Origin of the sequence: Hanstruepera neustonica (genome assembly GCF_002895005.1) — a bacterium.
GTDB classification, from domain to species: Bacteria; Bacteroidota; Bacteroidia; order Flavobacteriales; family Flavobacteriaceae; genus Hanstruepera; species Hanstruepera neustonica.
On the sequence record NZ_POWF01000007.1, the window covers coordinates 51,224 to 70,363 of the forward strand.

Genomic DNA, 19,140 nt, shown 5'->3' on the forward strand with positions numbered 1-19,140 from the left:
TCTCTAAATTAATATCACTCGAATTAGTTCCTTTTTTATGAAATAAGCTATATTTTTAGCTGGATTGTATTTGTTGACCAACCAACCATGAAACATTTACTCACCCTTATAGTGCTATTACAAGTTATTCTTGTTTTTGGACAAGAACCTGCTGTCCCTAACAAACTTTATTTGACACCGGAACTGTTGTTTGGCATCACGGGCGAAGCCAATACCGGTTTCCCAGAAACCAAACTACAAAAACAATTAAGCCTTAATGTGGCTTGGAACAACAGTCAAAACGCCCAAACCTGGGCCAGATTGCTCAATGCACCAAAAACAGGCTTGAGTTTGGGATTCACCGATTTTGGTAATCCTGATGCGGTTGGTTACGCTGTTTCCGTTTTGCCATTTATGGAATTTGGTCTTTTTAAAAAACAGACATTCCATATACACGTGGGTACGGGATTTTCATACTTTAATACCCAGTACGACCCAGTGCGTAATCCCAATAACAAAGCTATTTCAACCGACTTTACATGGTCGTTTAAACTCCTGACTTATTATTCGGTATTTCGTACCCAACATATCAACTGGCGACTGGCTGCTGGGTATTTTCATCATTCTAACGGTCATATTAAACTACCTAATCAAGGGCTCAATTCCTTTTTGGTGAGTATTTCGGCCGAAATAGGTGTTGTCAAGCAGTTGCATAATACTGTATTAGATGATGTGGCTGTTGATGCCGAATCAAAAGGCACCCAACAGTATTATGCCTGGCGGTTTGGTTATGGTAAAAACGCTCTTTCCAGAACCTTTAATGATGCCAATCCTGTATACACGTTTTCCGGTGAATATGGCAAGATATTCAATGGCATTTATAAAGTGGGTATTGGCTTTTACTATCGCTTTTACCAGAATTACTACAACTATATTGTGGACAACGAATCCTTGGTTCAGGATGGACAGGAATTTGATCATTTTAAAGAACGGCCGTTTTGGAGTGCCTCTAACCTTGGGTTGAGCATTAATGGTGAGTTGTTATTAAACCATGTGGGTATTGAGGTTCAGGTTGGATTTAATGTTTATAAACCGGCTTACGCTTTGGACTGGCGCATTAATCAGGGTTGGGAAATTGTACCTAGAGAGATTCCCGAAAACAGTAATATAGAATTGGGTGAATACAATACCTATTACCATATCAAGCATTTGATTTCCTCGCGCTTGGGTCTGAAATATTATTTGATTGGCACACAAAAACAGCCGAAACACAATTTATACGTAGGCGCGTTTATTAATGCTAATTTAGGTCAAGCGGATTTTACTGAAATTGCCATGGGTTATGTGCATACTTTTAAAAAGGCTTCCCTCTAGTTTAGACCTTTAAAATAAATATCCTTTTCCCGAAACAATATACCTGAATTCCCTATCTTTAGGAAGACTATTTTATTTAGAATGAACAGCTTAACATTACGCCAATCATGAAACAATTAGTATATAGCATCACCGTTGATGCATCCGCCAAGAAAGTTTATGATACCATGCTAGGCCTAGAAAATATTAACACCTATGAGCAGTGGACGGCTGCTTTTAATCCCACCTCAACCTATGAAGGCAGCTGGGACAAGGGTTCCAAAATTTACTTTGTGGGCACCGATGGCGATGGCAATCGCGGTGGTATGGTATCCGAAATAGCCGAAAATATCCCCAATGAATACGTGTCCATCAGGCACTATGGGATTTTAAAAGGTGAAACTGAAATTACCGAAGGTCCTGAAGTAGAACCATGGGCTGGTGGTTTGGAAAACTACCGCTTTACCGAAACAGATGGTAAAACCACGATTTCTGTAGAAACCGACAGTGACAGCGAATATGAAAGCTACTTTAATGAGACCTGGCCCAAGGCCTTACAAGTCCTCAAAGAGCTTGTTGAAGGATAATTTATTATGGCTTACGATGCGTTTTTAGCCGATAGAATCCGGCAACAGTTACATGAAAAACATATTGGCTTTACCGAGCTGAAAATGATGGGTGGTTTGTGTTTTAAAGTAGATGATAAAATGCTCTGTGGCATTCATATTGATAAAAAGTATGGTGATAGCCTCCTGATGGCCCGAATTGGTGAAGAAACCTATAAAAATGAAATAGACAAACGTTATTGCTTACCCATGGATTTTACAGGCAGACCTATGAAAGGTTATATTTTTGTCACACCCGACGGGTTTGATCAAGATAGTCAATTAGCCTATTATCTTGATTTGTGTTTAGCCTATAATCCGCTTGCTAAAGCTAGTAAGCGCCAAAACCGATAACCATATTTTACGGGATAGCCGAAACCCGATATCAGTAGGCACTAAACAACCAGAATTATGAAAACACGAACCAGCAAATCCATCTTTATCACAATTGTTACTTTGGTTTTTGGTCTTCAAAGCTGTGACCAAAAACAACAGGAAACCATTCAAGAAGTTGAAGAAGTCGTTGAAGAAGTAGCAGTCGTAGAACCTGAAAAACCAGATTATTTTATGTTACGCCCCGAAGTGGAAAAGGCCTATGGTTATACCCATGCCGTAAAAATTGGGCATGATATTAAAATATCGGGTGCTGTGAGTATGGATGATGAAGGGAACCCGACAGCCATTGGCGACCTTGAACAACAAATGAAAAACTGTTATGCCGATTTGGAAAAAATTCTAAACCACTATGGCTGTACTTTTGATGATGTGATTGTGGAAAATATTTTTACCACAAACATGGCATTAATGCTGGAAAAATCAGCTTACCGTGCCGAAATTTACAAAAACCATTTCCCAACGGGTTCTTGGCTGGGCGTAAAAGAATTGGCGCTTCCGGAATTTATGGTGGAAATCGAATTGGAAGTTTATAAGCCGGAATAATTTTTTTAGGCAACTGATTCCATTAATATCCAATTTTAAATAATCAACTTTTTACATACAAACCATGAGAATACCGCAATTACTCGTTATTCTTCTTTGTTTCGGATTAGCCTTTTCGTGCAAAGACACATCCAAACCAGAGGGAAAAATTGAAAATAATGCAACCCTATATTTTGGTGGTGACATACTGACTATGGTTGGTGATAGGCCGGATTATGCTGAAGCGCTCGTTGTTCAAGATGGAAAAATTGCCTTTGTTGGCGACTTGGTCGAGGCCGAGAGTCTTGCAGGTAATGGACACATCAAAATAAATCTGCAAGGACAAACACTATTGCCTGGTCTGATTGATGGGCATGCGCATTTTGGTAGTTTTTCGGCTCAAGCTATCGGTGCTCAAATTTTACCGCCACCAGATGCGGGAGCGAGTAATATCCCTAAACTAATCGATATTTTGAAAGCATGGAATACACCTGAAAACAGAGCACTTACTGGGTGGATTTTTGGGATGGGTTTTGATGATTCGGTTTTGGAAGAACAACGCTTTCCTACGAAGTTTGATCTAGATCAAGTATCCACCGAGCATCCCATTATGATCATTCATATTTCTGGTCATTTTGCAGTGGTCAATTCCAAAGGGCTTGAACTTCTCAATATCACTGCTGAAACCAAAGATCCTGAAGGCGGTATCATCAGACGAACAGAAAATCAAGAACCCAACGGTGTGTTGGAAGAATTAGCTGCCATTCCTCATTACGCCAAAGCCTTGACACCGATTTCGGAAGCAGCAGCCAATCAGTTTTTTGAAGCTGGTCAAGACATGGCATTGTCTTATGGCTATACGACCGCACAGGATGGCCGTGCGATGGACCAAACCTTGTTTGTGAATGCCGCTGAAAATAAAACTCTAAAACTGGATGTGGTTTCCTATATTGATTACACCTTTGTTGATAGTTTGATGGCAACGCCCTGGAACCGTAAAACCTATACCAATCATTATCGTATTGGTGGCATGAAAATTACTTTAGATGGGTCTCCGCAAGGACGCACTGCATGGCGAACGGAACCCTACTTGTTAAAGCCAGAAGGTGCTCAACCTGGTTACAAGGGTTACCCAGCTATTCCCGATGACCAAAAGGTTATCGAACTATTTAAAAAAGGTTATCAAAATAACTGGCAAGTATTGGCTCATGCCAATGGAGATGCTGCCATCGATCAGTTTATTAAAGCTACACGGGCAGCTGCTAATGCTTACGGCATGACTGATAGACGTACAACACTAATACATGGACAATATATTCGGGAAGACCAATTGGATTCTTTAAAAACCCTTGATGTGATTGCCTCATTGTTTCCGCTGCACACGTTTTATTGGGGCGATTGGCATAAACAAATCATTGGAGATGAGCTCGGTAACAAAATCAGTCCGGTGCGAACCGCTCTTAATAAAGGCGTCAAGGTGACCATTCATACCGATGCTCCTGTAGCCTTACCCAATTTGATGCGCATGGTTGGTATTTCCGTTGAACGAAAATCACGTTCGGGTGTTGTTATTGGTGCCAATGAAAAACTGACACCTTATGAAGCTTTGCAAGGCATAACCATCTGGTCTGCTTACCAGCATTTTGAGGAAGATACTAAAGGAACCTTGGAAGCTGGTAAACTTGCTGATCTGGTCATAATGGACAAAAATCCGCTCAAGGTTCCGGAATCAGAAATAAAGACGATTCAGGTGATGGAAACCATTAAAGAAGGTACTACCGTATTCAAAAGGTGAAAATTGCCATGATTTCAAAAAATATACTACTTTTAATTCATTATCAATCCATTTAAAAATCCATGGCACAAATTAATCCCTACATTCATTTTAATGGCAATGCCGAAGAAGCCTTTTTATTTTATCAGTCGGTTTTTGGAGGCGAATTTTTATCGGTTGTCCGTTTTAAGGACATGCCCAGTGACCACAACCATCCCATTGATGAAACTGAAGCTAACCGTATTATGCATATCGCCTTGCCCATTGGCAAAACGGATATCTTGATGGCCAGTGATACCCCAGAATTTATGGGTAAACATAGTGAGCAAGAAACCCGCAGTAAGATTTCCATTATCGCCGAATCAAAAGCCGAAGCCGATAAATTGTTTCATGGCCTTTCAGTAGGCGGCACGGTAGAAATGCCCATTGCCGATAGCCCTTGGGATTCTTATTTCGGGATGTTTCGGGATAAATATGGTATTGAATGGATGGTTGATTACGACCCGAATTTTAAAGCTCCACAATAAACCTAATGAACTATAAGCATTTGTTCTTGTTGGGACTGTTGTTCTTTTTAATTGGACAAATTTTACTGGCCCAAGGTCAGGACTTTGTTTACAATCAGCAACCTATAGATTTTGCCCATTGGTTTTTGCTACTTGGTGCGGTTTGCTTGATGCCACAAGTTGTCCAGTTTCCCAAAAAACTGTTTAGCTATGTCGGTATTCCTTTGACAATAATTGGGATAGCTTGTATTATTGGTATGTGCGTTTTGGATTTTATTTGGTGGAGTTACCCCAATGAAGAAGCACGTATAGAATTCACTAAACATATTTCCAATGTACCTTCTATTTGGAAGCCTTTTATATCTATTGGCTCGACATCTAAAGTATTTAATCTGGGCTTAACGCTTTTGGCTTTGAATTATTTTAAGCATCACAAATGGGGTGTTGGATTGATTGTGTTAGGCACTTTAGTTTTGATGCATATCATTCCTGTTCCTTATCGCTTGGTTGTTGGTTATACGTTGACATTCATCGGGTTTAGCTTTGTGTTTTTAAAACGGGATAGTGTGCCCTTTTCTATATAATAACCATCTGGTTTCGTAATATTATGAATGAATATCTCTCATGATTATTCACTATCTTTAAATGCTACTTATTCAATTAATCAAGAATACAATACATGGATTTATTAAAGTATAACCAAGCCGCTTGGAATGGCTATGTGGATAAAAAAGATCGGTGGACTATTCCAGTGACTGAACAGGAAATACAAGATGCTAAAGACGGTAACTGGAATATTGTGTTAACACCAAAAAAACCAGTTCCACATTCATGGTTCCCCAATTTGAAAGGCTTGAAAGTTTTGGGACTTGCCTGTGGTGGTGGTCAGCAAGGTCCTATTTTGGCTGCTTTGGGTGCCAATGTCACTATTTTTGATAATTCTGACAAGCAATTACAACAAGACCAAACCTTGAGCGATTTATTTGACCTCAACATTAAAACTGTGCCAGGCGATATGCGAGACTTGTCGGTTTTTGCCGATGCTCAATTTGATTTGATTTTTAATCCTTGTTCTATTCTTTTTGTTGATAATGTGTTACCTGTTTGGAAAGAATCCCATAGGGTGCTCAAACCCGGTGGTATTTTAATGACTGGCTTGATGAATCCTTTGGCATTGCAATTAGATGAAGATGAACTGAAACTAATTTACAAACAACCTTATTCGGATATCCACTCCTTATCAAAAGCTGAATTGGAAGCTTTAAAAAAGGATCAAGAGCCATTAATATTTGGTCATAGTTTAAGCGACCAAATTGGTGGTCAGTTGGAAGTTGGTTTTCAATTAACCCATATGTTTGAAGACTATTGGGACGTTAACAACAAGCTGAATGCCTATTTCCCTGCTTTTATAGCAACCCGAGCTGTAAAACCTAGTTTATAAATAAAACATCTCAATTAAAAATACAGACATTATGGGAAAACAAGGACCCATGCCCAGTTTTGAAACCATTGACGATTACATCGCGCATCAACCTAAACCTGTACAAGCTGTTTTACAGGAATTACGAACAATTATTAAAGAAGCAGCACCTGATACTGTAGAGGTTTTAAACTATAAGGTGCCTGCTTTTACTCTCGTACCAGGAGGCAAACGTGATCAGCAAATTATGATGGCTGGTTATGCCAAATTTGTTGGGTTTTACCCCTTCCCTACGGTTATGACTGCTTTTAAAGAAGAACTGACAGGTTATAAAACCGGTAAAGGCTCTGTTCAGTTTCCATTGGATAAACCTTTACCTAAAGATTTAATCAAACGGATGGTTATTTATAGACATCAAGAAATTTTGAAGAATTGGAAAAGTGGACTCAAAACGGAATGAAAGGTATTTTAATTATTACCGTCTTATTTTTAATCAGAATTTTATAGGAAACCCTGAAATATTTAGGTTCAACTAAATTATGAATTTAAGAGATTTAGATAAAATGACTTCCCACATGAACCCTGCAGCCAAAATGCCTGTCTTGTTTTTGGGTCACGGCAGTCCCATGAATGCTATTGAAGAAAACGAATTTGTACAAGGCTTTAGAAACATCGAGAAAGACATTCAAAAACCAAATGCCATAGTGTGTATATCGGCCCATTGGGAAACACGTGGCACTTTTGTAACGGCTATGCAGCAACCCAGAACGATTCATGATTTTGGTGGTTTTCCGCAAGCCTTGTTTGATGTACAATATCCAGCTCCTGGCAGTCCGGAACTGGCCAAAGAAACAAAAGACTTGATTACCAGCACCGAAGTTGGATTGGATGATAACTGGGGACTGGATCATGGCGCCTGGAGTGTTATTAAGCACCTCTATCCAGATGCTGATATTCCTGTTATTCAAATGAGTATTGATTATACCAAACCTGCACGTTACCATTTTGAATTGGCGCAACAAATCAACAGTCTGCGTCATAAAGGGGTTCTTATTATTGGTAGTGGCAACATGGTACATAATTTACGAATGGTCGCCTGGAATAGACTTAATGAGATTTATGCTTTTGATTGGGCTACTGAAGCCAACGAAACCATGAAAAAGCATATTTTGAATGGCGATTATCAACCCCTAATAGATTTTAAATCTCAAGGAACCGCATTTGATTTGGCGATACCCACACCCGAACATTACTTGCCGCTACTTTATACTTTAGCCTTAAAAGACCCAAAAGAAAGTATTTCACTTTTTAATGATAAACCCGTAGCTGGTTCCTTAACAATGACATCGGTGGGTATTGGCTTGAATTAGTTGATAATTGCACCTTTTTACGTCTTAATTTGTTGTAAATACGTATCTTACGTGATAATTAAAATTTCATAAATGATGAAACATCTAATTTTAGTAATCTTAACTGTAAGTCTGTTTTCCTGTAATCAAACTAAAAATAATGCATCCACTGAAGAAATCATTACTGTTGAAGCTGAACCGAAACTTGATTTAGATGCCGAGCTAGCATCTATTGAAAGAACACGAGCCGCTTTTCAACTAGCGATTAAGGAAAAACGATATGGCGATTTAAAGCAATATGGTACTCCAGATGTCAAATCCCTGACCCCAAATTGTGGTCCTTGGGAACCTTTCAAAACGCTTCGTGATAATCCGAAAGGAAGCTTTAGTTATGATAGTTTAGTTATGCGACCACGAGAAACTATCATTGTTAGTGATAGTATTGCTTATGATTTTGGTGCGAGTTCTACCTATTATACTAATGAAGCAGGCGAACCTGTAGAATTGATTGCTACGTTTTTGGCTTTGCTAAAAAAGGACAAAACTGATGGTGTTTGGAAACTTCATCGTGAAGTAGCCAACACTTTAAACCTTGAATAAAACTAGGATAGATAGTTCAAAACGTTTTCTTCAATACGCTTATGAATATCTGATAAGTCGGCTCTTTTGAAGGACTCTCCCGTAATGTTTTCGTAGAGTTCTATATATCGCTCACTAACCGTTTCGATATAATCGTCCGACATTTCAGGTACCTGTTGCCCTTCTAACCCCTGAAATCCATTAGATATCAACCATTGACGGACAAATTCCTTGGACAATTGTTTCTGGGCTTCGCCTCTATCCTGACGTTCCTGATAGCCATCCGCATAAAAATAGCGGGAGGAATCTGGTGTGTGAATTTCATCAATCAACACAATTTCACCTTCCTTGGTCTTTCCGAATTCGTATTTGGTATCCACTAAAATTAATCCGCGTGAAGCTGCAATTTCGGTACCACGCTGAAAGAGTTTTCGCGTATAATCTTCCAAAACCAAATAATCTGCTTCCGATACAATGCCGCGTTTTAAAATATCTTCTCGAGAAATATCTTCATCGTGGTCACCCATTTCAGCTTTTGTTGCTGGCGTGATGATAGGCTCTGGAAACTTGTCGTTTTCCTGCATCCCTTCCGGCATGGAAACACCACATAACAAACGTTTACCCGCTTTATACTCCCGTGCCGCATGACCCGATAAATAGCCCCTAATGACCATCTCTACTTTAAAAGGCTCACATAAATGACCAACCGCCACATTGGGGTCTGGTGTGGCAACCAACCAGTTAGGTACCAAATCCTCGGTAGCTTTCATCATTTTGGTCGCTATCTGATTGAGTATTTGTCCTTTGTAGGGAATCCCTTTTGGCATGACCACGTCAAACGCACTCAAGCGGTCTGTGGCGATCATCACCAATTGATCATCATTAATATTATAAACCTCACGAACCTTGCCTTTATATACACTTTTTTGGCCTGGAAAATTAAAATTGGTATCTATTATGGTATTACTCATTATTCTCTATTCTCAATACTTTTATAGGCTTCGATAACCTTTTTAACTAATTTGTGACGAATGACATCTTTATCATCTAAAAAGACCATACCAACACCTTCCACATTCTTCAAAATCAATAAGGCTTCTTTCAATCCTGAAATGGTACGTCTTGGTAAGTCAATCTGACCCGGATCACCTGTCAATAAAAACTTGGCATTTTTACCCATACGCGTTAAGAACATTTTCATTTGGGCGTGTGTGGTATTTTGTCCCTCATCCAAGATCACAAAGGCATTATCTAGTGTACGACCACGCATAAATGCCAAAGGTGCAATCTGTATAGTACCATTTTCTATATAATGTGCCAACTTCTCTGGTGCAATCATATCCCGTAAAGCGTCGTACAAAGGTTGCATATACGGATCTAGTTTTTCTTTTAAATCACCAGGTAGGAAACCCAAGTTCTCCCCTGCTTCTACAGCCGGACGTGTTAAGATAATTCGTTTAACCTCTTTGTTCTTTAGTGCCTGAACAGCCAAAGCGACACCTGTATACGTTTTCCCTGTACCTGCAGGACCTATGGCAAATACCATATCGTTTTTACGCATACTTTCCACCAGTTTACGCTGGTTGGTGGTTTGAGCCTTAATCAATCGACCACTAACACCATGCACAATCACTTCGCCACTGGCATCATTAGTGGTATAGTCTTCTTTACTGTTACTCGTTAGAACACGCTCAATGACATTTTCATCCAGTTTATTATACTTGATGTAATGCTCCATAAGCATCGTGAAACGCTTATCAAATTCTTCTAGTTGGTCTTCATCGCCGTAGGCTTTTATTTTGGTGCCTCTGGCTACAATTTTTAGTTTAGGAAAGTGCTTTTTTAATAGTGTAATGTTGGTGTTTTGGGCTCCAAAAAAATCTTTTGGCGACACCTCTTCAAGTTCGATAATGATTTCGTTCAAAAGCTGGGTGATTTAATTAAAAATATCTATTAAGTTTTATTAGATTTGTGTCTAAACAAAGCTACACATTTTTAAAACGTGTTAGGTTAAAAAAATATCAACAATTCCTATATGGCCATTATCACTTTGACGACCGACTTTGGAGAGAAAGATCACTTTGCTGGTGCGACAAAAGGAGCTATTTATAATGAATTACCAGATGTTAGAATTGTTGATATCTCACACTCTGTATCACCTTTCAGCATTCCAGAAGCCGCATATATTATTCAAAATGCCTATGAGAGTTTCCCCAAGGGGACCATCCATATTATTGGCATTGACTCTGAAATAAATGTTGAAAACAAACATATTGCCGTGTTGTTGGATGGACATTATTTTATTTGTGCCAACAATGGAATCATGAGTATGATTACCAATGAAATTGCTCCAGAAAAAATAGTTGAAATTAACATACATGATAAAATTCAGACCAGTTTTCCGGTATTGGATGTTTTTGTAAAAGTGGCCTGCCATATTGCCCGTGGTGGTACCTTGGAGGTGATTGGAAAAGTGATTGAACACATCAAACCTATTAAGAATATCATTCCGTTTGTAAATGATGACAAGACGCAGATTATTGGCAGTATTATCTACATTGACAACTATGGCAACGTAATTACCAACATCAAAAAAGGTTTTTTTGAAACCATTCAAAAAGGGCGATCCTTTGAGATATCGGCCAGAAACCATAAGTTTAAAAAGATTTACGAAAAGTATAGTGATATTGTTGATTTCACTATTCCGCAGGACAAGCGAAACGATGAAGGCCGTGGCTTGGTCGTATTTAACGCCTCCAACTATATGGAAATTGCGGTTTACAAAAGTAATTCGGCAACGGTTGGCAGTGCATCAAGTCTTATGGGGCTTGATTTAAGGGATACGGTAACGGTTAACTTTAGCAAAAAATAAATGGTATGTTTGTACGTATTGTGAAAATGAGTTTTGAACCTGAACATATTGATACCTTTCTCAATAACTTTCATCAGAAGAAAGACCTGATTCGCCAATTTGAAGGCTGTCAGTTTTTAGAATTATACCGTGACAAAGACCTAACAAATGTTTTTTTTACGTATAGCTACTGGAATTCCGAAAGTGATTTGGAAGCTTACAGACATTCCGATTTGTTTCAGGATGTATGGTCGAAAACCAAACCGTTATTCAATGCCAAGCCAGAGGCCTGGAGTGTTGACAAACTCGTGTCACTACATTAATTTTAAATATAGAATCAACCGATAAACCCAATATTCATGCTTGCCATATTACGAAAAGAAATAACCAGTTTTTTTGCTTCACCTATTGGCTATTTGGTCATGGCTATTTTTTTGATTTTAAACGGTCTGTTTTTATGGTTGTTTAATGGGGAGTTCAATATTCTAAACAACGGGTTTGCAGATCTGTCGAGTTTTTTCACTTTGGCACCTTGGATTTTACTGTTTTTAATACCCGCTGTAACCATGCGGAGTTTTTCGGATGAGAAAAAACAGGGAACCCTGGAATTATTGCTGACCAAACCTATTAGCACCTTTCAAATTGTATTAGGTAAATATTTAGGTGCCGTACTGCTGATTATTTTGGCTTTAATTCCAACGCTTCTGTATGTGTATTCGGTTTATCAATTAGGCAATCCTATTGGAAATTTAGATTTTGGAAGCACCTTGGGCTCCTATTTGGGGCTTTTGTTTTTAGTAGCCGCCTATACCGCCATAGGCATATTTGCTTCCAGTATTACCGATAATCAAATAGTCGCTTTTATAGTAGCTGTTTTTGGCTGTTTCTTTTTCTATATGGGTTTTGAGGGCCTTGCTGATTTTATAGCCAGTAACTTTTTAGAGCAGTTGGGTATGGATGCCCATTTTAAAAGTATGAGTCGTGGTGTTTTGGATACACGGGATATTCTGTACTTTTTAAGTGTGACCCTTTTTTTCATGATGCTCACAACTGCCAATATTGGTGTTAAAAAGTTTGATAAAAAGGGCTTTACAACTATCACCCTACTATTGCTGGGTTTATTGGTTTTAAACATTTTTACACATTCCATTTACAAACGCTTTGACCTGACCAGTGACAAACGCTACACCTTGAGTGAAGCCGCTATAAATACTATTCAAACCGCAGACTCGCCTATAGAAATCGATGTGTTTTTGGATGGCACCAACTTACCTTCTGAATTCCGAAGATTGCAAACCGAAACGAAGCAGTTGTTAGATGAATTTGCTGCACAAAATAGCCGTATTATCTATAAGTTCATAAATCCGCTAGAGGATGATAATTTACGTGAAAGCAACATTCAACAGTTAAATAATCGTGGCTTGACACCCATGCAAGTTAGTGTTCAGGAAGCAGGAACCAGTAGTCAGGAAGTTATTTTTCCCTGGGCATTAGCTAGCTATAATGGAGTAACCGTTAAAATTCCTTTGGTAAAGAATAAAATAGGCGCCACTGTGCAGGAAATAGCTTCGAGTTCGATCCAGCATCTGGAATATGCCTTTGCTGATGGCTTCAGTAAATTGATAAATCCTAAACGCCGGAAAATAGCCATTCTAAAAGGCAACAATCAGCTTAAAGATCAGTACCTATTTGACTTTGTGAAGACCATCAAAGATTACTACTACATTGCACCATTTACCCTAGATAGTGTTTCCAGTAACCCGCAAAAAACTTTGACAGAGCTTCAGGATTACGACCTTATCATCTCGGCTAAACCAACAGATGCTTTTAGTGAAAACGAAAAATATGCTCTGGATCAATTCACCATGCATGGTGGTAAAAGTTTATGGCTCATTGATGCGGTAGCCATGGAACAGGATAGTTTGTACAATGCTTCTGGAAAGGCTATTGCTACCAGTCGCGATTTAAATCTAACCGATTTCTTTTTCAAATATGGTGTGCGTATTAATCCCGTATTGGTAAATGATTTGTATTCGGCAAAAATTACCTTGGCCAGTGGCGAGGGCAGTCAGTCGCAATTTCAGCAATTACCTTGGTTTTATTCCCCATTGGTAAATCCAACCATCAACCATCCTATTGTCAATAATTTAAACCTGGTTAAGTTTGATTTTGCAAACCAGATGGACACCTTAAAAAATCCAACATCTGTTAGTAAAACAATCTTGCTTCAAAGTTCCATATTGTCAAAAACAGATGGTACACCACGTGAGATTAGTCTGGCCATGACCAGTCAAGAACCCGACCCACAGGCTTACACTAAAGGCTATCAGAATCTGGCTGTTTTATTGGAGGGCACATTCACTTCCGTTTATAACAATCGGGTAAAACCCTTTGATATTACAAGTGATAAATCGACCAGTCCATTCACTAAAATGTTAATCATTGCTGACGGTGATGTGGTAAAAAATGAAGTCGGTAGGAACGGCCCCCTGGAATTAGGGTTTGATCGCTGGACCGGACAATTATATGGAAATAAAGAGTTTTTATTGAATGCCGTTAATTATTTATTGGATGATGACGGACTTATAAACATTCGCTCTAAAGAAGTCGCTATAGCCTTCTTAGATACCAAAAAAGTGGCAGCAGAAAAAACAACATGGCAGGTAGTCAATCTTGTATTACCACTGGCCTTATTGGGAATTTTTGGATTGCTTTTTAATTATTTTAGAAAGAAAAAATAGGCCCACTAAATGTTAATAAGTTTGTTTCCTATATTAGTAGCTTTGGGATATATTTGTAATATTAAACTATTGATCGTAAAACGTATATTATTTAGATGAAATTTATAGTATCAAGTACCTATTTACTCAAACAATTACAAGTTCTAGGTGGTGTTATCAATAATTCAAACACACTGCCGATTTTAGATAATTTCTTATTTGAATTAAACAATACCGAACTCATCATATCAGCCAGTGATTTAGAGACAACCATGTCGGCTAAATTAGAGGTTGAAAGCGATAATTCTGGTAGTATTGCCGTTCCGGCACGACTTCTGTTGGATACGCTTAAAACCTTTCCTGAGCAACCGCTGACTTTTGTTGTTGAAGACAACAACACGATTGAAATAAGCTCTAACCATGGTAAATATGCTTTAGCTTATGCCGACGGTAATGAATTTCCGAAGGCTGTTGCTTTAGAAGATGCCAGTACAACCACAATTACTGGAGATATATTGGCAACCGCTATCAATAAGACCATTTTTGCTGCTGGTAATGATGATTTACGCCCTGTGATGAGTGGAGTTTTCTTTCAGTTTTCAACTGAAGGATTAACCTTTGTGGCTACTGATGCCCATAAATTGGTAAAATACTCTCGTGAAGATGTTAGCGCCAATGAAGTTGCTGAATTCATTATGCCAAAAAAACCATTGAATTTGTTGAAAGGTATTTTAGCCGCCAGTGATGATGATGTGACGATTGAGTACAACGATTCCAATGCAAAATTCTCATTTGAAAACGTGGAATTAATCTGCCGTTTGATTGATGGAAAATATCCAAATTATGAAGCGGTTATCCCGAAAGAGAATCCCAATAAATTAACCATAGATCGTACGCAATTTTTGAACTCTGTACGTCGTGTCAGCATCTTTTCAAATAAGACTACCCACCAAATTCGTTTAAAAATTGCTGGAGCAGAATTGAATATTTCTGCTGAAGATATTGACTACAGTAATAAAGCTGAAGAACGTTTAACCTGTGATTACCAAGGTGATGATATGCAAATTGGTTTTAATTCACGCTTTTTAACTGAAATGTTAAACAACCTGACTTCAGATGATGTGCAATTGGAAATGAGTTTACCAAATCGTGCTGGTATTTTAACTCCTGTTGATGGATTAGATGAAGGTGAGCAAGTGACCATGTTGGTTATGCCAGTGATGCTAAACAATTAAAAAAAAACTATCTATAAATAATTAAAACGCCCACATTTAGTGGGCGTTTTTGCATCACGAGTTTTTGACCCAAACGGGTCGAGCTACTAACTAATGAATCGGGAAAACTACGATGATGCATTGCAATTACTTTCTTCTCTCTTGACTCCTAATTTGACTAAAAAGGTTTCCATGAGACACCATTTTGTAATGGCCGATTGAAACAAATTGGCCCCTACAAATACCGTGAACCACAGCCAGTTTTCATTGACATACATCCCTAAAAGGACGCTTCCTACTACAAAAACACCCGCTATTGCTCGTATATACCTGTTTAACATATTAATAATTATTTAAAGTTTACAATGATCTTTCTATAGGAAGTACAATAGCCCTAATCGGGTTATTGGTTTCCAAATTTGAATTGAATGTTCTAATTAAATCAAATAGCGCATCAATATGTATCTCTTCTGTAAATGAGAAAAACATATTGGATTCATTACCACCTTTTTCACTCGCAAACCAACTATTGGTTGCCAACAAGGTTGGTGAATTTTTATAACCATCAATTTCAGACTCGCTGAAACTCTCAATACCTGCTTTTTTAAACAGTTTAATCACATCTTTGTGAAATTCTTCAACTGCTGTTACTATTACTAACTTCATAATTATTTATGGTTTTTACGTTCTATCATATAATATACTAATGGTACTACCAATAGGGTCAATACCGTACTCACAATAGTACCTCCCATTAAAGAGATTGCCAAGCCTTGGAAAATTGGATCAAATAAGATTACAAAAGCACCAATAACTACGGTTCCAGCTGTTAACAAAATGGGGGTCGTACGAACGGCTCCTGCTTCAATAGCTGCCTGTTTTAGAGGAATACCTTCATCCAATCGGAGATTGATAAAATCTATTAATAGTACCGAATTTCGCACCATAATACCCGCTAAAGCGATCATACCAATAAAAGACGTTGCTGTAAAGAAGGCACCCATAAGCCAGTGCCCTAATATGATACCTATTAATGATAATGGAATGGCCACCATCATAACCACTGGGGCCTTAAAGTTCTGGAACCAACCAACGATTAAGATGTAAATCAAGATGATGGCTCCTAAAAAGGCAATTCCTAAATCACGAAACACCTCTAAAGTAATCTGCCACTCACCATCCCATTTTACGGTATAATCATCTTCATATTCAGGCTGTCCTAAATACATTTCATTAATCTCATAACCTTGCGGCAATTCAATGGCTTTTAATTTCTCCTCCATTCCTAAAATGGCATAAGCTGGGCTTTCTAATTCTCCTGCCATATCAGCCATAACATATACCACGCGTTTTTGATTTTTTCTATAAATACTTTTGGCACTTGTTGTTTCCTTGATTTCAACCAAATCAGCTATCGGCATCATATTGCCCTGCTTGGATTTGATTTTTAATTGGGAAATATCCTGAATGGTTGATTTTTCCTTTTCATCAAGTGTTAATACCACACCTATTTGGTTAACGGCATCTTCATCATACAAATTAGTTGTAGGTCTATTGGATAAAGCCATATTCATGGTATAGGCTATTTGCTGTGGTGCTACGCCATATAGCATAGCTTTTTCTTTATCGATAACAAATGTATATTCCTTTTGATCGTCTTCAACCATCCAATCAATATCCACCACATCTTCCGTATTATTTAAAATAGCTTGAACACCGCTGGCAATCTCCATTTGTTTCTCGTAGTCAGGTCCATATACTTCAGCTACAATAGTTGACAATACTGGTGGTCCTGGTGGTACTTCAACCAGTTTCACATTGGCATTGTATTTTGAAGCTATTTTTTGAATATCTGGTCGTAATAATTTGGCTATATCATGACTCTGTTCACTACGTTCTTCCTTATCCAACAAATTGACTTGAATATCGGCCATATTACTACCGCCGCGTAAATCGTAATGACGGACTAAACCATTAAAGGTTATAGGTGCCGAAGTTCCTACATAATTTTGATAATTAACTACTTCTGGACGTGTCGCTAAATATTGAGAAATTTCTTTAGCCACCACACCTGTGCGTTCCAATGTTGTCCCTTCTGGCATATCAATGACGACCTGAAATTCATTCTTGTTATCAAACGGCAGCATTTTAACAGCTACTGATTTTGTAAAAAACATAGCCATGGTACCCAATAACAAGACAAACGTCAACCCTAAAAACAACCATCGCTTGGTGCGGTTTTCAATAAGCGGTCGCTCGAATTTATCATAGAAGCGATAAATTATTGTTTCCTCTATAGGTTTTTCTGCTTTCTCAACCTTTTGCTTTTTATCCTTTTCACGAAGGAAAATATACCCCAAATACGGCGTTATGGTTAAAGCCACAAACAAAGACAGAATCATCGCTATAGATGCACCTATTGGCATAGGAGCCATATACGGACCCATTAATCCAGATACAAAAGCCATAGGCAATACAGACGCAATAACCGTAAAAGTTGCCAGAATGGTTGGGTTACCGACTTCATTTATAGCGTATAATGCGGCTTGTTTAAAAGGTAAGCGTTTCATTTTAAAATGCCTGTGCATATTTTCGGCTATGATAATGGAGTCATCAACTACGATACCTGTTACAAATACCAAAGCAAATAAGGTAATTCTGTTCAAGGTGTAATCCAACATATAATAGCTTAATAAGGTTAAAGCAAAGGTTATTGGTACTGATAAAAATACTACCAATCCACCGCGCCAACCCATTGCCAACATCACCACAAAGGTTACAGCAATAATAGAACCGATAAGGTGCAATAACAGCTCTGATACTTTGTGCGAAGCTGTTTCACCATAGTTTCTGGTGATTTCCACATGAACATCATCAGGTATGAGGTTTTTACGTAAGTGCTCAACTTTGTCAATAATCACGTCCGCAATTTTCATGGCATCAGCACCTTTACGTTTGGCCACTGAAAGCGTTACAGCTGGATATTCTGATTGATATTGATTGGCTTTTTCACTACCTTTTCCAAATCCTAAACTTACGTAATTTTGAGGTACTTCGGGACCGTCCACAATCGTGGCAACCTGCTTTAAGTAAATAGGTTGATTTTGTTGGACGCCAACGACCAAATTTTCAACATCGGTTACCGTTTCTAAAAACTTTCCTGTATTCACTAAAAACTCGCTGTCATTTTTATCGAAACTTCCTGAATTCAATTGGGCATTGTTCGCCTTGATCATTTCAGAAACCGACAAAAAGTCTAATCCACTTGCCGCCAGTTTATCTTTATCCAATACCACTCGTAATTGTCTATCACGGCCACCAATTTTATGAGTAATGGCTACATCATTGACTTTTTTGATTTCTGCCTCCAGTTCTTGAGCCATTTGACTCAATTGATAATCATCATAATTTTCGCTCCATAAAGTCAACCCTAACATAGGCACATCATCAATAGCTCGTGTTTTAACCAACGGAAAGGTTACACCTTGCGGCATTTGATCCATGTGCTTATTGATTTCGTTGTAGAGCTTCACAAAGGAGCGCTCGATATCTTCACCCACATAAAACTGAACAATGACCATACCTTGTTCTTTCATGGATGTAGAATACACATACTCCACACCCTTGATGTTGGATATTAATTTTTCAAGCGGTTTGATAACCCGCGATTCTACTTCTGTTGGACTTGCTCCTGGATAACCCACAAAAATATCGGCCATGGGCACATCAATTTGTGGTTCTTCCTCACGCGGAATCAAGAACGAACTGTACACCCCAATAACCATAAAGACGATCATGAGAAGCACGGTCAGTTTTGACTGTATAAATATTTTGGCAATTTTGCCAGCGATACCTTCTTTCATCTGATTTAT

The 19,140-nt window shown here is 38.4% G+C and carries 20 protein-coding genes; 15 read left to right on the top strand and 5 right to left on the bottom strand.

The genetic code is table 11. The annotated features are described in order from the left end of the window. The first annotated feature begins 87 nt into the window (after positions 1 to 87). From C1T31_RS10475 to C1T31_RS10525, 11 genes are all read left to right on the top strand, one after another. A complete protein-coding gene (locus tag C1T31_RS10475) occupies positions 88 to 1,353 on the top strand; it encodes an acyloxyacyl hydrolase (RefSeq protein WP_103052452.1) in 1,266 nt (421 codons plus the stop codon). Positions 1,354 to 1,460: 107 nt separating this feature from the next. After that, positions 1,461 to 1,919, top strand: a complete 459-nt coding sequence (locus C1T31_RS10480) for an SRPBCC family protein (protein WP_103052453.1) — start codon at positions 1,461 to 1,463, stop codon at positions 1,917 to 1,919. Between the two features lie 6 nt (positions 1,920 to 1,925). Next, positions 1,926 to 2,291: an RNA methyltransferase gene (locus C1T31_RS10485; RefSeq protein WP_103052454.1), complete on the top strand. Its 366-nt coding sequence runs from the start codon at positions 1,926 to 1,928 to the stop codon at positions 2,289 to 2,291. A gap of 57 nt (positions 2,292 to 2,348) precedes the next feature. Then, a complete protein-coding gene (locus C1T31_RS10490) occupies positions 2,349 to 2,876 on the top strand; it encodes a RidA family protein (RefSeq protein WP_103052455.1) in 528 nt (175 codons plus the stop codon). A 64-nt stretch (positions 2,877 to 2,940) separates the two neighbouring features. Then, on the top strand, positions 2,941 to 4,650 hold the full coding sequence (locus tag C1T31_RS10495) for an amidohydrolase (protein WP_103052456.1): 1,710 nt from the start codon (positions 2,941 to 2,943) through the stop codon (positions 4,648 to 4,650). A gap of 62 nt (positions 4,651 to 4,712) precedes the next feature. Then, the gene (locus tag C1T31_RS10500; protein WP_103052457.1) at positions 4,713 to 5,156 is read left to right on the top strand and encodes a VOC family protein; all 444 of its coding nucleotides are present in this window, start codon (positions 4,713 to 4,715) and stop codon (positions 5,154 to 5,156) included. 5 nt (positions 5,157 to 5,161) lie between these two features. Further along, the gene (locus C1T31_RS10505; protein WP_103052458.1) at positions 5,162 to 5,719 is read left to right on the top strand and encodes a hypothetical protein; all 558 of its coding nucleotides are present in this window, start codon (positions 5,162 to 5,164) and stop codon (positions 5,717 to 5,719) included. A 95-nt stretch (positions 5,720 to 5,814) separates the two neighbouring features. Then, entirely contained in the window at positions 5,815 to 6,576 is a 762-nt protein-coding gene (locus C1T31_RS10510; protein WP_103052459.1) for a class I SAM-dependent methyltransferase, read from the top strand. Positions 6,577 to 6,607: 31 nt separating this feature from the next. Next, positions 6,608 to 7,015, top strand: coding sequence for an iron chaperone (locus tag C1T31_RS10515; protein ID WP_103052460.1), 408 nt, complete (start codon positions 6,608 to 6,610; stop codon positions 7,013 to 7,015). Between the two features lie 79 nt (positions 7,016 to 7,094). After that, positions 7,095 to 7,925: a 4,5-DOPA-extradiol-dioxygenase gene (ygiD, locus tag C1T31_RS10520; protein ID WP_103052461.1), complete on the top strand. Its 831-nt coding sequence runs from the start codon at positions 7,095 to 7,097 to the stop codon at positions 7,923 to 7,925. A 72-nt stretch (positions 7,926 to 7,997) separates the two neighbouring features. Then, entirely contained in the window at positions 7,998 to 8,504 is a 507-nt protein-coding gene (locus C1T31_RS10525) for a Cif family virulence factor (RefSeq protein WP_103052462.1), read from the top strand. Between the two features lie 2 nt (positions 8,505 to 8,506). On the opposite strand, the gene C1T31_RS10530 is transcribed toward C1T31_RS10525, so the two are convergent. Together C1T31_RS10530 and C1T31_RS10535 are read right to left on the bottom strand one after the other, a co-directional pair. After that, positions 8,507 to 9,454: a phosphoribosylaminoimidazolesuccinocarboxamide synthase gene (locus C1T31_RS10530; protein WP_103052463.1), complete on the bottom strand. Its 948-nt coding sequence runs from the start codon at positions 9,452 to 9,454 to the stop codon at positions 8,507 to 8,509. Further along, positions 9,454 to 10,407, bottom strand: coding sequence for a PhoH family protein (locus C1T31_RS10535; protein WP_103052464.1), 954 nt, complete (start codon positions 10,405 to 10,407; stop codon positions 9,454 to 9,456). The genes C1T31_RS10530 and C1T31_RS10535 overlap by 1 nt, the downstream gene beginning before the upstream one ends. A 111-nt stretch (positions 10,408 to 10,518) precedes the next feature. Between C1T31_RS10535 and C1T31_RS10540 the strand changes: the two genes are divergently transcribed. The 4 genes from C1T31_RS10540 to dnaN all read left to right on the top strand — a co-directional run bounded on the left by C1T31_RS10540 (position 10,519) and on the right by dnaN (position 15,289). After that, complete coding sequence (locus tag C1T31_RS10540; protein ID WP_103052465.1) at positions 10,519 to 11,355, top strand: SAM hydrolase/SAM-dependent halogenase family protein; 837 nt, start codon at positions 10,519 to 10,521, stop codon at positions 11,353 to 11,355. A gap of 5 nt (positions 11,356 to 11,360) precedes the next feature. Next, the gene (locus tag C1T31_RS10545) at positions 11,361 to 11,657 is read left to right on the top strand and encodes a putative quinol monooxygenase (RefSeq protein WP_103052466.1); all 297 of its coding nucleotides are present in this window, start codon (positions 11,361 to 11,363) and stop codon (positions 11,655 to 11,657) included. A gap of 36 nt (positions 11,658 to 11,693) precedes the next feature. Then, positions 11,694 to 14,075: a gliding motility-associated ABC transporter substrate-binding protein GldG gene (gldG, locus tag C1T31_RS10550; RefSeq protein ID WP_103052467.1), complete on the top strand. Its 2,382-nt coding sequence runs from the start codon at positions 11,694 to 11,696 to the stop codon at positions 14,073 to 14,075. Positions 14,076 to 14,170: 95 nt separating this feature from the next. Continuing rightward, entirely contained in the window at positions 14,171 to 15,289 is a 1,119-nt protein-coding gene (gene dnaN, locus C1T31_RS10555; protein ID WP_103052468.1) for a DNA polymerase III subunit beta, read from the top strand. A gap of 107 nt (positions 15,290 to 15,396) precedes the next feature. Here the strand turns inward: dnaN and C1T31_RS10560 are convergent, their stop codons facing one another. Genes C1T31_RS10560 through C1T31_RS10570 form a run of 3 tightly spaced genes read right to left on the bottom strand, consistent with a single transcriptional unit; the run spans position 15,397 to position 19,131 of the window. Beyond that, the gene (locus tag C1T31_RS10560) at positions 15,397 to 15,609 is read right to left on the bottom strand and encodes a YgaP family membrane protein (protein ID WP_103052469.1); all 213 of its coding nucleotides are present in this window, start codon (positions 15,607 to 15,609) and stop codon (positions 15,397 to 15,399) included. Positions 15,610 to 15,628: 19 nt separating this feature from the next. Next, a complete protein-coding gene (locus C1T31_RS10565) occupies positions 15,629 to 15,934 on the bottom strand; it encodes a hypothetical protein (protein ID WP_103052470.1) in 306 nt (101 codons plus the stop codon). Between the two features lie 2 nt (positions 15,935 to 15,936). Then, positions 15,937 to 19,131 carry an efflux RND transporter permease subunit gene (locus C1T31_RS10570; protein WP_103052471.1) on the bottom strand — a complete coding sequence of 1,065 codons (3,195 nt, stop codon included), beginning with the start codon at positions 19,129 to 19,131 and terminating at the stop codon, positions 15,937 to 15,939. Positions 19,132 to 19,140: the final 9 nt, after the last annotated feature.

Coding starts and splice junctions, on each gene's coding strand:
- C1T31_RS10475 (WP_103052452.1), top strand. CDS start 88: ATGAAACATTTACTCACCCTTATAGTGCTATTACAAGTTATTCTTGTT.
- C1T31_RS10480 (WP_103052453.1), top strand. CDS start 1,461: ATGAAACAATTAGTATATAGCATCACCGTTGATGCATCCGCCAAGAAA.
- C1T31_RS10485 (WP_103052454.1), top strand. CDS start 1,926: ATGGCTTACGATGCGTTTTTAGCCGATAGAATCCGGCAACAGTTACAT.
- C1T31_RS10490 (WP_103052455.1), top strand. CDS start 2,349: ATGAAAACACGAACCAGCAAATCCATCTTTATCACAATTGTTACTTTG.
- C1T31_RS10495 (WP_103052456.1), top strand. CDS start 2,941: ATGAGAATACCGCAATTACTCGTTATTCTTCTTTGTTTCGGATTAGCC.
- C1T31_RS10500 (WP_103052457.1), top strand. CDS start 4,713: ATGGCACAAATTAATCCCTACATTCATTTTAATGGCAATGCCGAAGAA.
- C1T31_RS10505 (WP_103052458.1), top strand. CDS start 5,162: ATGAACTATAAGCATTTGTTCTTGTTGGGACTGTTGTTCTTTTTAATT.
- C1T31_RS10510 (WP_103052459.1), top strand. CDS start 5,815: ATGGATTTATTAAAGTATAACCAAGCCGCTTGGAATGGCTATGTGGAT.
- C1T31_RS10515 (WP_103052460.1), top strand. CDS start 6,608: ATGGGAAAACAAGGACCCATGCCCAGTTTTGAAACCATTGACGATTAC.
- ygiD (WP_103052461.1), top strand. CDS start 7,095: ATGAATTTAAGAGATTTAGATAAAATGACTTCCCACATGAACCCTGCA.
- C1T31_RS10525 (WP_103052462.1), top strand. CDS start 7,998: ATGATGAAACATCTAATTTTAGTAATCTTAACTGTAAGTCTGTTTTCC.
- C1T31_RS10530 (WP_103052463.1), bottom strand. CDS start 9,454: ATGAGTAATACCATAATAGATACCAATTTTAATTTTCCAGGCCAAAAA.
- C1T31_RS10540 (WP_103052465.1), top strand. CDS start 10,519: ATGGCCATTATCACTTTGACGACCGACTTTGGAGAGAAAGATCACTTT.
- C1T31_RS10545 (WP_103052466.1), top strand. CDS start 11,361: ATGTTTGTACGTATTGTGAAAATGAGTTTTGAACCTGAACATATTGAT.
- gldG (WP_103052467.1), top strand. CDS start 11,694: ATGCTTGCCATATTACGAAAAGAAATAACCAGTTTTTTTGCTTCACCT.
- dnaN (WP_103052468.1), top strand. CDS start 14,171: ATGAAATTTATAGTATCAAGTACCTATTTACTCAAACAATTACAAGTT.
- C1T31_RS10560 (WP_103052469.1), bottom strand. CDS start 15,609: ATGTTAAACAGGTATATACGAGCAATAGCGGGTGTTTTTGTAGTAGGA.
- C1T31_RS10565 (WP_103052470.1), bottom strand. CDS start 15,934: ATGAAGTTAGTAATAGTAACAGCAGTTGAAGAATTTCACAAAGATGTG.
- C1T31_RS10570 (WP_103052471.1), bottom strand. CDS start 19,131: ATGAAAGAAGGTATCGCTGGCAAAATTGCCAAAATATTTATACAGTCA.